At 40.8% G+C, this 14,554-nt stretch carries 14 protein-coding genes and 1 pseudogene; 7 read left to right on the top strand and 8 right to left on the bottom strand.

From position 1 onward, the window contains the following. Positions 1 to 14 precede the first annotated feature (14 nt). From I6G50_RS05330 to I6G50_RS05310, 5 genes are all read left to right on the top strand, one after another. Complete coding sequence (locus I6G50_RS05330; RefSeq protein ID WP_197908170.1) at positions 15 to 1,022, top strand: LacI family DNA-binding transcriptional regulator; 1,008 nt, start codon at positions 15 to 17, stop codon at positions 1,020 to 1,022. A gap of 146 nt (positions 1,023 to 1,168) precedes the next feature. After that, entirely contained in the window at positions 1,169 to 2,014 is an 846-nt protein-coding gene (gene kduI, locus I6G50_RS05325; protein ID WP_197908169.1) for a 5-dehydro-4-deoxy-D-glucuronate isomerase, read from the top strand. A gap of 32 nt (positions 2,015 to 2,046) precedes the next feature. Next, positions 2,047 to 2,853: a gluconate 5-dehydrogenase gene (locus I6G50_RS05320; RefSeq protein WP_081166232.1), complete on the top strand. Its 807-nt coding sequence runs from the start codon at positions 2,047 to 2,049 to the stop codon at positions 2,851 to 2,853. Between the two features lie 30 nt (positions 2,854 to 2,883). Further along, on the top strand, positions 2,884 to 3,852 hold the full coding sequence (locus I6G50_RS05315) for a sugar kinase (protein WP_197908168.1): 969 nt from the start codon (positions 2,884 to 2,886) through the stop codon (positions 3,850 to 3,852). Then, entirely contained in the window at positions 3,852 to 4,493 is a 642-nt protein-coding gene (locus I6G50_RS05310; RefSeq protein WP_197908167.1) for a bifunctional 4-hydroxy-2-oxoglutarate aldolase/2-dehydro-3-deoxy-phosphogluconate aldolase, read from the top strand. Before I6G50_RS05315 ends, I6G50_RS05310 begins: the two co-directional genes overlap by 1 nt. Positions 4,494 to 4,687: 194 nt before the next feature. On the opposite strand, the gene I6G50_RS05305 is transcribed toward I6G50_RS05310, so the two are convergent. The 8 genes from I6G50_RS05305 to I6G50_RS05270 are packed head-to-tail and all read right to left on the bottom strand — an operon-like array spanning position 4,688 to position 12,631. After that, positions 4,688 to 5,338, bottom strand: a complete 651-nt coding sequence (locus I6G50_RS05305) for a GNAT family N-acetyltransferase (protein ID WP_197908166.1) — start codon at positions 5,336 to 5,338, stop codon at positions 4,688 to 4,690. Then, positions 5,331 to 5,708: a PaaI family thioesterase gene (locus I6G50_RS05300; protein WP_197908165.1), complete on the bottom strand. Its 378-nt coding sequence runs from the start codon at positions 5,706 to 5,708 to the stop codon at positions 5,331 to 5,333. Before I6G50_RS05300 ends, I6G50_RS05305 begins: the two co-directional genes overlap by 8 nt. After that, positions 5,705 to 6,808, bottom strand: a complete 1,104-nt coding sequence (menC, locus tag I6G50_RS05295) for an o-succinylbenzoate synthase (protein ID WP_197908164.1) — start codon at positions 6,806 to 6,808, stop codon at positions 5,705 to 5,707. The genes I6G50_RS05300 and menC overlap by 4 nt, the downstream gene beginning before the upstream one ends. Then, positions 6,798 to 8,150: an o-succinylbenzoate--CoA ligase gene (gene menE / locus I6G50_RS05290; RefSeq protein WP_197908163.1), complete on the bottom strand. Its 1,353-nt coding sequence runs from the start codon at positions 8,148 to 8,150 to the stop codon at positions 6,798 to 6,800. Before menE ends, menC begins: the two co-directional genes overlap by 11 nt. Positions 8,151 to 8,153: 3 nt before the next feature. After that, the gene (gene menB, locus I6G50_RS05285; RefSeq protein ID WP_003135630.1) at positions 8,154 to 8,996 is read right to left on the bottom strand and encodes a 1,4-dihydroxy-2-naphthoyl-CoA synthase; all 843 of its coding nucleotides are present in this window, start codon (positions 8,994 to 8,996) and stop codon (positions 8,154 to 8,156) included. 33 nt (positions 8,997 to 9,029) lie between these two features. After that, the gene (menH, locus tag I6G50_RS05280; RefSeq protein ID WP_197908162.1) at positions 9,030 to 9,857 is read right to left on the bottom strand and encodes a 2-succinyl-6-hydroxy-2,4-cyclohexadiene-1-carboxylate synthase; all 828 of its coding nucleotides are present in this window, start codon (positions 9,855 to 9,857) and stop codon (positions 9,030 to 9,032) included. After that, complete coding sequence (menD, locus tag I6G50_RS05275) at positions 9,847 to 11,493, bottom strand: 2-succinyl-5-enolpyruvyl-6-hydroxy-3-cyclohexene-1-carboxylic-acid synthase (protein WP_197908161.1); 1,647 nt, start codon at positions 11,491 to 11,493, stop codon at positions 9,847 to 9,849. The genes menH and menD overlap by 11 nt, the downstream gene beginning before the upstream one ends. Beyond that, complete coding sequence (locus I6G50_RS05270) at positions 11,483 to 12,631, bottom strand: isochorismate synthase (RefSeq protein ID WP_197908160.1); 1,149 nt, start codon at positions 12,629 to 12,631, stop codon at positions 11,483 to 11,485. Before I6G50_RS05270 ends, menD begins: the two co-directional genes overlap by 11 nt. 84 nt (positions 12,632 to 12,715) lie before the next feature. Between I6G50_RS05270 and I6G50_RS05265 the strand changes: the two are divergent. Together I6G50_RS05265 and I6G50_RS05260 are read left to right on the top strand one after the other, a co-directional pair. Next, positions 12,716 to 13,278 (top strand): annotated as a pseudogene (locus I6G50_RS05265) (GNAT family N-acetyltransferase). Then, the gene (locus I6G50_RS05260; protein ID WP_003135622.1) at positions 13,271 to 14,551 is read left to right on the top strand and encodes a DRTGG domain-containing protein; all 1,281 of its coding nucleotides are present in this window, start codon (positions 13,271 to 13,273) and stop codon (positions 14,549 to 14,551) included. The pseudogene I6G50_RS05265 and the gene I6G50_RS05260 overlap by 8 nt, the downstream one beginning before the upstream one ends. Positions 14,552 to 14,554 lie beyond the last annotated feature (3 nt).

Genomic DNA, 14,554 nt, shown 5'->3' with positions numbered 1-14,554 from the left:
TATAATAAGGGCATATGACTAAAAAAGTAACGATCAACGATATCGCAAAGTTAACTGGGGTATCAAAATCAACGATATCCAATTTTTTAAATGGTAAATTTGCAGGGATGTCAGAGGAGACACGGCAACGGATTCAAGATAAAATTGAAGAACTCGACTATCGTCCGAATCGTCAAGCGCGTGCTTTAAAGTCCAGTTATTCTTCACTCATCGGAATCTCAGTGACTGACATTTCCAATCTTTATACGTCACGTTTATTAAAAGGGATGATGGAAAGATTGCAAAATACCAAGTACTATACGCTTATCATGAACTCGGACCTCGATGAGGTGTATGAACAATATAATATCGAAAAATTATTAGACGAGAAAGTTGACGGTATCATCCTTCAGCCTCTTAAAGCTAGCGCGGACGATTACAAGACGATTGATACAGACTTGCCTCTAGTCCAAGTCGACCGCTACCTTCAACCCCTTACTTGGCCAGCTGTTGTCTCTGATAATCGTGAGCAATCCAAAATTCTGGCTGAGAAGATTGTCAAAGAAGGATATCAAAGAATTATCATTTTAACTCCGCCAATGAAGAATTCTTCAACCCGCCTAAAACGCTACGAAGGAATCAACGAGGCAATAAAAGATACAGACATTGAGCTGGAAGAAGTATTTACTGAGGAAGTTAAAGATCTCTTTACCAGTGATCCAGCGATTTGGGAAAAGATTGAGCTTTTCTGTAAAGATGATAAAAAGACAGTCATCTATGCCTTTAATGGTGGTCTGCTTTATGGAGCTATTAAAATCCTAAAAGATAAGCAAATTGCGGTGCCAGAACAAGTAGGAGTGGTAGGTTATGATGACGGTGCTCTGGGAGAGCTTATTAGTCCAGGGCTGACTGCTATTGTTCAAGATCCCGTAAAGATAGGCTATACAGCTGCGGATCTTTTAGTGAAAAATATTGAAGCCAAAGCGCAAAAAGCAGAACTTACAGTTGTTAACTCCGATCTAAAAATCAGACATTCACTTTAAAATATCAGAGGAAAAATATCCTTTGGTGTTTTTTTTATTTTTTAAACTTGACAAAACAACTGAAAGCGAATACAATAGGTATTAGTAAATCGGTTTAGTAAATCGGTTCATTAATTTTAAAAATCACGAATAAAAAGGAGCAGCAGATGAACAATCAAACAATGGACACCCGTTATACACACTCCCCAAAGGATATTGCGCAGTTTACAACACAAGAGCTACGCGAAGAATTTGCAGTAGAGACAATCTTTGAACCTAACTTTATTCATTTGGTTTATTCGCACAATGACCGCTTGATTTTTGGCGGAGTTGAGCCTACAGAAGAACCTTTGGAAATCGTCTTAGACAAGGTATTGGGTGTTGAGTATTTCTTAGAACGCCGAGAACTTGGTGTTATTAACATTGGTGGTGACGGTAGCATTATTATCGACGGACAAGAAGATGAAGTTTTGCATCGTGATGGCTACTATATCGGAAAAGGGACGAAAGAAGTTATCTTTAAATCCAAAGATCCGCAAAACCCAGCAAAATTCTACGTAGCCTCAGCGCCAGCACATCAAAAATATCCGAATAAGAAAATCGCTTTGGCCAATATCAATCCTTTAACCCCAGGAGATGACGAACATATGAATAAACGTAAAATCAATCAATATGTTCATCCAAACCAAGTTGAATCTTGCCAACTCCAAATGGGTTTAACATCACTTGCTCCTGGCTCTGCATGGAACACAATGCCGTGTCATACGCATGAGCGTCGTATGGAAGCTTATCTGTACTTTGAGTTGCCAGAAGACAATGCCATTTTCCACTTTATGGGTAAACCTGAGGAAACAAAACATTTAGTGCTTCAAAACGAGCAAGCAGCAATCAGCCCAAGTTGGTCTATCCACACAGGAGTCGCCACAAGTAATTACTCCTTTATCTGGGCAATGTGTGGCGAAAATATCACTTATGATGATATGGATATAGTCCCAATGAACGAACTTAAATAATAAAAAATAAGCAAAAAAAGAAAGAGAAAATTATGACTGAGAATATTTTAAATGCCTTTTCACTTAAAGGAAAAATCGCCCTCATAACAGGAGCGACTTACGGTATCGGCTTTGCCCTTGCATCAAGCTACGCCAAAGCAGGTGCAACCATTGTATTTAATGACATCAACCAAGAAGCAGTTGATCGTGGTATGGCAGCCTACAAAGAAGAAGGTATTACAGCGTACGGTTATGTTTGTGATGTGACAGATGAAGCAGGAATTAATGCCATGGTTGAGCAAATTGAAAGGGAAGTCGGTATCATTGATATCTTGGTCAACAATGCTGGTATCATCAAACGTACACCGATGATTGAAATGTCAGCTGAAGATTTCCGTCAAGTGATTGATATTGATTTGAATGGTCCATTTATCGTTTCTAAAGCTGTTATTCCGGGCATGATAAAGAAAGGCGGCGGAAAAATTATCAATATCTGCTCAATGATGTCAGAGCTAGGACGTGAAACTGTTTCTGCTTATGCCGCTGCTAAAGGTGGCTTGAAAATGCTGACGAAGAATATTGCTTCGGAATACGGTAAATATAATATCCAATGTAATGGTATCGGCCCTGGCTACATTGCAACACCTCAAACAGCCCCATTACGTGAGTTACAAGAAGATGGTTCACGTCATCCTTTTGATTCATTTATTATTGCCAAAACGCCAGCAGAGCGTTGGGGCGAAGCAGAAGATCTTGAAGGTCCAGCAGTCTTTTTAGCTTCTAAGGCTTCTGACTTTGTCAACGGACATATCCTCTACGTCGATGGTGGAATCTTGGCCTATATTGGCAAGCAGCCATAAAATAAAGAGCTGAACTTTGGAGAAAGAATTATGCCAAAATTTATAACAATAGGTGAACCTCTGGTTGTGATGGCCTCGCAAGACATGGATGTCAGCTTAGATGAGGCGGTGCATTTCAAGAAATACCTCGCGGGAGCAGAATTTAATGTTGCACTTGGTATCAAGCGTTTAGGTCACAGTGCAGGATACGTATCCAAAGTTGGCGCAGATACTTTTGGACGGTTTATCACTGAGGCTGCACAAGAAGCGGGATTGGATACGCAAAACTTGATTTGCGATGAAAACTTTTTGACGGGTGTTTATTTGAAACAATACGTCAGTACGGGGGATCCGGTTACTTCCTATTTTCGGAAAAATTCAGCAGCTTCAAACTTAAAGATGGACGAAATTGATTTGTCTGCTGTAGCGGATGTTCAGCTTGCACATCTTTCAGGTATCTTTCCAGCATTATCGCCAACAACACTTCAAACTTTTAGAGAATTTAATGAGAAGCTTCAGGAAAACAAGGTCTTCACAGTCTTTGACCCGAATCTGCGACCAGCGCTTTGGAAAAGTCAAAAAGAAATGGTAGATACTCTCAATAACTTAGCGAAGAACAGCCAGATAGTTTTACCAGGTATCAATGAAGGTCAGATACTCATGGGTTCAAGTGATCCAGAAAAAATTGCTGATTTTTATTTGAGTCAAAGCAATTTTACCGAAAGTGTCGTGGTGAAACTTGGATCAGCAGGTGCATTTGTTAAAACGAAAGCAAGTGATACTTATACGGTTTCTGGCTTTAAAGTAGATAAAGTCGTTGATACAGTAGGTGCAGGTGATGGCTTTGCTGTCGGCTTAGAATCTGCTTTGCTTGAAGGAAAAACACTGGAAGTTGCTGTGCATCGCGCTTGTGCTATTGGGGCTTTGGCGGTCCAAAGTGCAGGAGACAGTGAAGGCTATCCCGATCGTGAGCAGTTAATTGAGTTTTATAAGACATATAATTATCAAGGAGATTTATAATGCAGAGAGCAGACTTGTTAGAAAAGGTAATTAAGTCGGGCGTTGTTTCAGTGGTACGTGCTAACAGTGTCGAAGATGCCATCAAAATAGTAGAAGCAGTTGTAGACGGCGGGATTAAAAGCATTGAGCTGACTTATTCAGTGCCTCGCGCAAATGACGTGATTGCAGACCTTGTAGCTACATATGCAGGAACTGATGTAATGATTGGTGCAGGGACTGTTTTAGAAGCGACCTCAGCACGATTGGCTATTATTGCAGGTGCGCAATTTATTGTGAGCCCAACTTTTAACAAAGAAGTTGCCAAAATCTGTAACCTGTATCAAATTCCTTATATTCCAGGAGTTATGACACCGCTAGAAGCACAGACGGCGATGGAATATGGCTCTGAACTCATCAAACTCTTCCCTGGTGATATCGCTGGCCCAGCTATGATCAAAGACCTTAAAGGGCCATTTCCTTATATCAATGTGATGCCCTCTGGTGGTGTCAATGAAACAAACGTAGCAGAATGGTTTAAAGTCGGAGCGAGTGCTGTAAGTGCAGGAGGTGGTGTGACAGCTCCTGCCTTAACGGGTGATTTTGCAGGCGTTAAAGTGAATGCTGAGAAGTTTATGCGTGCGTATGAAGCAGTAGGAAAATAAAAGAAAAGCTTATATCGTATTGATATAAGCTTTTTTTACTTTCATTCCTTTTTTAAAAGAATTTGTTTAATTTCCCGAAGTTCTCTTTTAGTACGGCTTTGATCAAGTGCTAATGATATGACACCAAGAGCTAAGAAAAAATTTGCGATTTCGGATAGGATTGTAAATAATTCAGTCATTGATTAACGCCCGAGTCAGTCCACTCGCCCCGAATAAACATAATACTCCTCAACATCATCCTCCAAAACTTCCGCATTATTATTCCAAGTGAAGCGCTCTGCTGCGATTCTTTTTAAGCCTTTTTTCTCATAAAACGGATAGTTGGAGTAGCTGTCAGTTAGTAGGAAGAAGGTTTTTGCCTTATTTTTCTTTAGGTAATCAAGGAAAAGCTGATAGAGTTTGCTTCCAATGCCCAAACCTTTATAGTTTTCGTTCAAGATTAAGAGGTTTAAGGTAGCATCAAACTTTTCATCGTTTTGCTGTATCAGCCGTTCATTTAACTTCAGGGTTTCCAAGTAAAAGTCAAAAACGGTTTCTGGTTTTCCTTGGTTGATAATTAAGCTCAGTGCTTCAAGTTGCCGATATCGTATCCGACTTTTAGGGAGTAAGTCAGGCGTAAGAGCTGCAGTTGCTACACCAATAATTGTTTCTCCATCTTTAGCCACGAAAATTTTAGAGGAATTCAATAGAACTGTTTCAAGAAAAAAGTCAGCCATAGGCAAGACATTTTCTTGTTTATTCCAATCTTGATAAGCCCATGTGTCAATAATCAATTGGTTGATATGCGCAAGTTCTTTTTCATTTATATCCACCAATTCTGTAAATATTACGTTGTCTTTATTCATGTTTTTTTCCCACGATAGCGTTTGTTACAGTGACTTGTGCCACTAAAACCTCACGCGCATCTGTAAACTTAATCTCCCAGACGTGCGTGCGCCCACCTTTGTGCAAAAGAAGACCTTGGGCAAAGAGCATTCCTGATGCTTTAGTCGGGTTCAAATGGTTGCCATTGACCGCTTGGCCGACAGCAAAATGAATATCATCAAGCAAGAGATTACTTGCCATACCAGCAGAAATCTCAGCAAAGGCAAGCGTTGCACCACCATTCAAGAAACCTTGGGGCTGTGCGTGAAAATCGTTTAAAGCCATTTGGGCAGTAAAACCTGTTTGAGTTAAAGCAACGTTTTGAATGCCCAGTTGTTCAATCATAGTCATCGAAATATCTCCTTTTTCACAGTATAATGCTCAAGTGCTTCATGATTAATAGTTACGCCCAAGCCTTTACCACGAGGCCTTTTCATTTTTCCTCGGATAAATTTAAGCCCCGGTATAATTAAATCTTCTGGAAAATAATAGGCCGAATCTGACAGATCCCCTGGCATAACATTATCACTCAAGGTTGCCAGTTGCGCATGCAATATCTTGGAAATGCCACTTTCGACCATACTCCCAATCCAGAAAGAAATGTCATGCTGACGGCAAAAATCAATAGCTTCCTTTGTCTGATAAAGTCCACCTAGACGTCCAATCTTGATGTTAAGCATTTTGTGCCCTTTCAAAAGTGCGACTTGTTTCAATTCATCCAAGTTCTGAACATTTTCATCGAAGCAAATAGGCGTAGAAAGTTCTGGCATTATTGCTTGATAATCAGAGATATTGTTGGTTGAAAGAGGCTCCTCAATACAGACGAGGCCTAGAGAATCTAGCTCTTTCAGTTGATTCAAGTTATTAAAACCATAAGAGCGGTTCGCATCAACAGCCCATTGGACCTGTGGATAGCGACTAACAGCAAATCGAATGCGTTCAAAGCCATCCTCAGGCTTGATTTTGAGCTTTATTCTTTGAACGCCATCTGCCAGTAATCCCTCTATTTTTTCTGAAAGTTCTTCACGTGGGATGTCTCCCAGAACAGCTCCACGCGCTAAGTTATCTTCTAAAGGTTCTGGAAAAAGGGAAGCAATGGTGTTCTCTTCTCTTGCTTTATAATACAGATCTAACAAAGCGTTTTCCAACCCAGCCATTGCCATAGGTAATGGAGTTTCAAAAAAGCTATGAATCTCAAAGGGATGCTCAAAAGTGGTAGCCAATACTTTTGGGATATAAAACTCTGCTAGCTGTTCCCACGAACGCTCAAATGTTTCTTGGGTATAAAAGGGCGTGGTAAAACTCACACACTCTCCGTATCCATAATTTCCATTAATATCTTCAGCAATGATAATGATTGTATCACGCAATTTGAGCTGTCCTTTAGCTGTTTTAAAGTTGAAGTTCATGGGTAACTGAACATGTTGGAGACTAATCGATTTAAGCTTCATTTTTAAGATTTTTCCTAAGAATTTTACCTGAGGCATTTTTGGGTAACGCATTTAACTTTATGATTTGTCGGGGGAGCTTATATTTGGCCAACTTGGTACTGAGAAAGTCAAACACTTCTTGGCTTTCAGGAGTACCCGCATAGAAAAGTAGGGGCACTTGTCCCCAAGTTTCATCTTGCTGTGGCACAAGGGCGCATTCGATAATTCCTGGTAAGCTGTAGAGTAAATCCTCAACCTCTTTGGGATAAATATTTTCCCCGCCTGAGATGATGATATCTTTGCGACGGTTGAGGATGTAAAGGAAATTGTCTTCATCAAGATAGCCAATATCACCAGTGTTGAAAAGTTGAACGTCTTCTTGATAGAGATAGCCCTTCATGAGCATCGGTGATTTTAAGTGGATTTCGCCCGCTTGCTCGGCATCAGAATGTGAAATTTCAATCTCCACCCCGGGAAGTGCTTGACCTACCGAAGTCAGCTTGTCTGGATGTTCCAAAATATTGAAAGTAACAGACTGAGAAAAAGTTTCAGTCATCCCATAAGTTTTGTACACAGGTAAACCTTGTGCGAAACAAGCCTGTATCAAAGGCTGTGGAATAAATTCGCCCCCTAATAAGATGACACGAATATTTTTTGGAGAAATTCTCTCATAAACACGTTTGAGCATAGTGGGAACCATGGAAGCCATGTTCACAGAACTGTCATTGATAAGGCTGAGGAGCTCTTCTTCATCAAAAGAAGCGCGGATGGTTGCCTGTGTTGCATTATAAAGACTTCTCATGATGATGGATAAACCACTCACATGAAACATCGGAAGCATAACCAGCCAGTTATCTTCAGGGAGGACGCCCATAGTAGCAGCAGAAGCAGCCACATGTGCCGCAATCATTTTCCAAGTGATAGGTACTGATTTGAATTTTCCAGTTGTCGCACTGGTGTTCATGATAACTGCGATTTTATCAGGAGCTGGCTGCCAATTAAGCACAGCTGAGCTACTTTCTAAGCTGACAATTTCAGAAAAAGCTAAATCAGCAGGAAAGTTTTGCTGGTCAGAAGCGATAAGAAGCTCAACATCGAGTTCGGTAAGTTGCTCTTTGATTTCAATATCGGTCAGATGCGTATTGAGCAAGAGGACTTCCTTGTCCAAAGCCAATAAAGCAAAGAGGACGATTGCCATTTCTGGCGAATTCTCTGAAAGAAGAGCTAGGCGGTTTTGCCTAGCTATTTCTTTGTTTAAATGTTGGGCTGTCTGAACAGTTTTATCGTAGACTTCTTTAAAAGTCAGTTGATTTAAGAAAAGTTTGTTTGGCGATTTTTCAGCCTGTTCTTTTAACCATTTCATCGCTTATGGGAATTTAGGGAATTGATCAAAGTCAGGTTTGCGTTTTTCTTTGAAAGCGTCACGCCCTTCTTTAGCTTCATCACTGAGGTAGTACATAAGCGTTGCATCACCCGCAAACTGTTGCAAGCCAGCGAGACCGTCTGTTGCCGCATTCATTGAGCCCTTAAGCATGCGAAGTGCCATTGGTGACAAGGCAAGCATTTCTTCAGCCCATTTAACTGTTTCATCTTCAAGTTGATCAAATGGTACAACAGTGTTGACCATGCCCATATCCATTGCTTCCTGCGCAGTGTATTGACGGCAGAGGAACCAGATTTCACGGGCTTTCTTTTGGCCGACCATAGCTGCCAAGAGTCCAGCACCATAACCTGCATCAAATGAACCAACACGAGGCCCTGTTTGACCGAATTTAGCATTTTCAGAAGCAATGGTCAAGTCACAAACAATGTGGAGGACATGTCCGCCACCGATTGCGAAACCATTAACCATGGCAATAACAGGCTTAGGTGTGATACGGATAAGATGCTGCAAGTCTAAAACGTTAAGACGAGGAATTTGGTCTTCACCAACATATCCACCATCGCCACGCACTTTTTGGTCACCACCAGAACAGAAGGCTTCTTTGTCTTCGCCTTGTCCATGGTTCGCTCCAGTTAAGACAATGACACCTACAGAAGTATCATCACGAGCCACAGTAAATGCATCGATAAGTTCGACAACTGTTTTAGGACGAAAAGCATTACGAACTTCAGGACGATTAATCGTGATTTTTGCGATACCGTTATAAGTTTCGTAAATGACATCTTCATACTTGCGGTCTAAAGCAAGCCAGTTATATTTTGACATAGTTTGTCTCCTTTTTTAGTGTTTATTCATTCATTATAGCATGGTTTTACCCTGCAAATGAGTCGTTAAGATTAAATTAAAGTGCTCAGGAAGTTCCAGATGTACATTGTGTCCCGCACCTTCAACGATCAAGCATTGTGTATTTTGACGTGTCATAAAGCTTCTCGCAATTTGTGAATACTTTTCATCCAAAGCACCTGTAATATAGAGCAGAGGAAATTTCAAAGTTTGGAGGGCTTCAGAGATATCGGGAAGAGATCCTTGTCCCGTTGCCCTCAAAGTATGTGCTAAAGCATGGGGATTGTTGAGGGCGCGGCTGGACCAAACTTTATCTTGAAGCTTTTGAGGCAGTTGTTTTTGACTTTCAAAGATGGGCAGAGAACCCCAGTAGTCTGCGAACCAACGTGCACCATTCTTTTCGATTTGAGCTGCTAATTGAGAGTCAGACTGTTGGCGTTTCTCACGTTGAACAGGATCAGAAATCCCTGGTGCTGCCGATTCGAGAATGAGTTCATCGATTGGTTGTTCAGGGAAAAGATGCGCAAACTGTAAGGCAATCCGTCCGCCCATCGAATAACCTAAGAGCGTGTAGCTTTTTCCGTGAAAAAGAAGAGCTACCAGTTCTTGAAGCTGTTGACAGATACTGGAAAGACTATAATTGTCTAAGGCTTCAGGTTTACTTGACTCCCCATGACCTATCAAATCTAAAGCAAAGATTTGATAACCAGTGATGTCTAAACTTTCCCACGTGAGCGCAGATTGACTAAAGCCGTGCAAGGCTAAGAGTGGCTTGCCCTCTCCGTGTACTCTGACATGAAAGTGATGGGCTCCAATCTGAATATATCTATCTTCAAATATCATAAAGCGTATATTTCTTGTGTAATTCTAGGCTTACATCCTTATCTGTTTTGACTTCCAACAGGTGCATACCTTTTTCGGCCAAACTTTGGTTAAATATTTGCTCAAAATCTTGATAGTCCGTGACCAGATGATAATCAAGTCCCATCAACTGAGCTAACCCTCCGAAATCGAGCCCATGTGGTGTCGAAAAGAGGTAGTCAAAGTGAGGTTGTCCTTTTTGAGCTAAGTGATGGAAAATACCACCACCATCATTGTTAAAGAGGACAATGGTCAAGTCCAACTGGTGAGTTTTACCAACTATCAAGCCATTAATATCGTGAAGCATGGAGAGATCACCCGTTAAGAGTACAGTGGGTTTCCCAGCTGTAGAAATCCCTAATGCCGTTGATTCTTGCCCATCGATGCCATTTGTACCCCGATTTCCTAAAAGATGGATATCCGCTTCCTGACTGCGCCAGAAGTAGTCAACATCTCGAATCGCCATGGAGTTTGAAATCAAGAGCTGTGAGTGGTCTGGAAGAAGTTTTTGCAATATGTGAACGTAACGTCCCTCAAAAGGAGCAGTTTCTTTTTCGACAGTACTTAGCTTTTGACGCATCACTTTTTGGAGCTCCTGCCACTTCGAAAGATGTTCTGAAGCATTCGACACAGGTTTCACAGCCTGACAAAAAGCATTAATATCGGCTTGGATGACTTGGGTTGTTGTTTGACTGGGATTACGATAGTCTAAAGCAGCATCAATTTGGATGTATTCTGCAGCTGGATTTTGACCAATCAGTTGCAGCACACGCTTAGAAACAGGAATTTGGCCAAACTGCAGGAAGTAATCGACTTTTAGTGATTTTATAAGCTGAGGATGAGCTAAAAAAGCATCATAGGCATCAATAATATTTGGATGGTTAAAATTACGTAAATTAGAAAGGGGATCAGCTAATATCGGAGCATTGAGCTTCTCCGACAGTGACAAGAGTGATTTCTGATAGTCGGAATTACTGTCCGGTCCTGCAAAGATGAGGACATTGCCCTTTAATTCTGGGATAAATGTGGGCTGCAGCTTACCTTTATGCAGTGAAAACTCTTTTCGTCCCTGTGGATAATTTTCAGGGCTTAAGTCAGGGATTAAAGGCTCACTGATGGGGACATTGATTTGAACAGCAGCAGCAGGAGGGTTTACTGCTGCCATAAAAGCGCGCTGTGCAACTTTGCGGGGATAAGTCCAAAAATTAATCTCGGTTGGTCTATTCAACTCTTCATAATGATTAACAAATTTACCAAAATAATCCGTCTGATTCACAGTTTGAGCTGCCCCGACAAATTGCAAATCATTGGGACGATCGGCACTGAGAACTATTAAAGGTATGCGGCTGTGTTTGGCTTCGGTAATTGCTGGCAAGTAATGTGCAGCAGCCGAACCAGAAGTACAGATGAGAACAACGGGACGCTGTTGTGACTTTGCAATGCCTAAAGCAAAGAAGGCAGCTGAGCGCTCATCAATGTTTACGTAGGTATCATATTTTCCATATTCTTCAAAAAGCATCGCAAGAGCCGTTGAGCGAGAACCAGGGCTAAACACGGCTTCTTGTACTCCCAAAAGGTAAAGTTCATCGACTAGTGGAGCTAGATATTCATTGTTCATCTTCAAGTGCCTCAAGTATTGTTTTTAATTTTATCTTTGTTTCATCAAATTCAGAACGGCAATCAGAGTCAGCGACAATGCCGCAGCCCGCATAAGCATAACAAGTATTCTCCATAAAAAGTGCAGAGCGAATGGCGACGATGAGTGTTCCGTTGCCATACTTGTCAATAAGGCCAAGCGGTGCAGCATATAAACCGCGTTCGTGTTTTTCATTTTCCCTTAAGAAGGAGAGAGCGGGCTGACTTGGCTCTCCCCCTAAAGCGGGTGTCGGGTGAAGATGCTTGGACCAGTCTATTATGGAGTGCTGCTTATCTGTAGTTGTAAGAAGAGTGCGCAAGTGATAGATATTTTTCAAAGCCATTGTACTGGTTTCACCGATACTGACATCTGATGATTTTTCTAGCATTTTTTCTTTGATTTTCTGGACAACTATTTGATGTTCAAGGCGATTTTTAGGGTCCTTCAATAACAGTTCTGCAGCATGCTTAACAGTTCGTGGCATCGTTCCTGCCAAAGCGTAACTCAGAATTTTATCCCCTTCTTTTTGGACCAATATTTCAGGAGATGCACCTAGGAAAGTTTTACCCGCTTTATGATAAGCAAAGACAAAAGCACCAGGGTTATTTTGCATCAGGCGCTTAATAATAGCTTCGATTTCAAAGGCACGCGAAGCAGTAAACTTTATTTCACGCGAAGCGACGATTTTTACCGTTTTCCCGCTTGTGATGCTTTCCTGAAGTTTATTGTAAAGCTCCTGCCAGGATGGATAATCATCAGGCTCTTCTTTGTAGTTATTTTTATTTTCTTTAATTTCTTCATCTTTCATATCAGGAAGATTGTCACAAGTTAAGACATAAGATTCAGTTGGCGTTTGAACAAAATAATGCTTAAAAGCAACAAGTTCATTACCGAAATCTTGCCAAAGTTCACCCTCTACTTCATTAAAAAAGCTTTGGCTGTAGAAGACATAGGGATAGTTTTCAATATCTTCTTCTTGAAGAGTGGTCAGTCTTTCACTCGCAATAATTAAAGTTTGCTTCTGGCTATCGTACCAAAAAAAACGCTCACTTGGGTCAGGAAAGGCAGACCAAAAGGCAAGCGGATGCTTTAAGTTGAGATTTTTCCGTCTATAATTCATAGTAATGAAATTATATCACAGATGAAGGAAGGAACGTGTTATAATAGGCTTGTTAAAAAAAATAAAGAAAACTGGAAAGCCTAAATGAATATCTATGTGAAGCTTGCTAAACAGCAAGAAATAGAAACGACAAGACTTCGGCTTCGTCCTTTTTCGATGAAAGACACAGAGGACATGTTTGAATACAGCTCTGTAAAGTCTAATCTGGAATTCGTTTTCCCCGCTCATCGCACAAAGCTACAGGTTGAAGCATTCATTGCAAATCATTTTATGAAACAACCGCTTGGGAAGTGGGCGATAGAGTTAAAAACTGAGCAAAAAATGATTGGTTTTATCCAGTTTACAAAGTTAGCTGAGCAAGACTCTGAACTTTCTTATGTTCTGAATAAAAACTACTGGAAACAAGGCCTGATGACTGAAGCACTTGAGACGCTGACCGACATCTGCTTGCATGAGATTGGTTTAAAAGCAATTTCACTCCATTGCGACAGTAGAAATTACGGCTCTATCCAAGTGGCTAAAAAAGTAGGTTATAAAAGAGCAGGGCAATACAAAGCCAGCAACCAATATAATATAGGTCGTATCTCACAATTTGAAAAATATACAATAAAAAATGGAAACAGTTAGTAGGAGTATTTCATGTCTAAACACGAAGAAATTCTAACTTATATAGAAAAACTTGACATTGGGAAGCAGGTCAGTGTACGTGGAATTGCTAACCGCTTAAAAGTAGCAGATGGTACTGCTTACCGTGCCATAAAAGAAGCTGAAAATCGCGGACTCGTAGCAGTTAACGATCGCTCTGGTACAATTCGGGTCTCAATTAAAGGTCAGAAAAGGAGCAATAAACTTACTTTTGGAAAAATTGCAGAAATAGCCAGCGCGGAAATTCTAGGTGGACATGCTGGACTTGATGTTGAATTTAGCCGTTTTTCCATCGGTGCAATGCAACCCGAAAGTGTCAAAAAATTTCTCATGAAAAACAGTTTGATGATTGTCGGTGATCGTAAAGACATTCAAAGTATGGCGCTTCATGGACAAAGCGCAGTGCTTGTTACAGGTGGTTTTGATGTGGACAAAGATGTCATTGACTATGCCAATGAAATGGGTATACCATTGATGCGCGCAACTTATGACACCTTTACTGTGGCTAACCGCATCAGTCATGCCTTGGCTAATGAGTTGATTAAAAAAGATATTATCACTGTAGCAGAAATCTCGCACGATCATCGACCAGCACTTCGAGAAGAAGATACGGTCAAAGACTTTATGGAAGTGATGAAGCGGACTAATTTGAGTCGCTTTGCTGTTGTTAACCCACACCGCGTCGTAGTTGGAGTGATAAGTATGCGCGATATCGCTCATAAAAGTCTGGATACACAGATTAATAAATTGATGAATTACCCCGACGTTGCTAAGCAAAAAATGACAGTTGCGAGTATTTCTCAAAAAATGATACACGAAGGCTACGATATAATGCCAATTGTGAACAAAGATTATACTTATGCAGGTGTGGTCACTAAGTCAGAAGTTTTGGAAAGCCTGCAAAGAAGTCAAGAGGAGAGCCAAGTCACTCATACTTTTAGTGAAGATATGTCCAGTAAAATCAGTGAAAAAGGGTCTGCTTATACTGTTATGATTGAACCTCTCATGGTTAACAATGTGGGGAATATCTCTAGCGCTGCCTTGAGTGAGATTGTGACCATTGTGGTTCAGAGAACATTGGATAAAAGACGGCGAAGAAATGTCATTCTAGAGTCTATAAATTTACACGTGATGGGTACAGTTGCTATTGATAATCTTTTGGAAATTTATCCAAAAGTGATCAATGAAACACGTCTAGGAGCAGTTGTTGATATCGAAATTTATTATATCAATACCATCATCGCAAAAGCTGTCGTCAATCTACAAATTACATAAGGA

This window comes from Lactococcus garvieae (assembly GCF_016027715.1).
GTDB classification, from domain to species: domain Bacteria; phylum Bacillota; class Bacilli; order Lactobacillales; family Streptococcaceae; genus Lactococcus; species Lactococcus garvieae_A.
The sequence above is the reverse complement of the archived record's forward strand: the minus strand, read 5'-3'. Positions and strand labels throughout refer to the sequence as shown.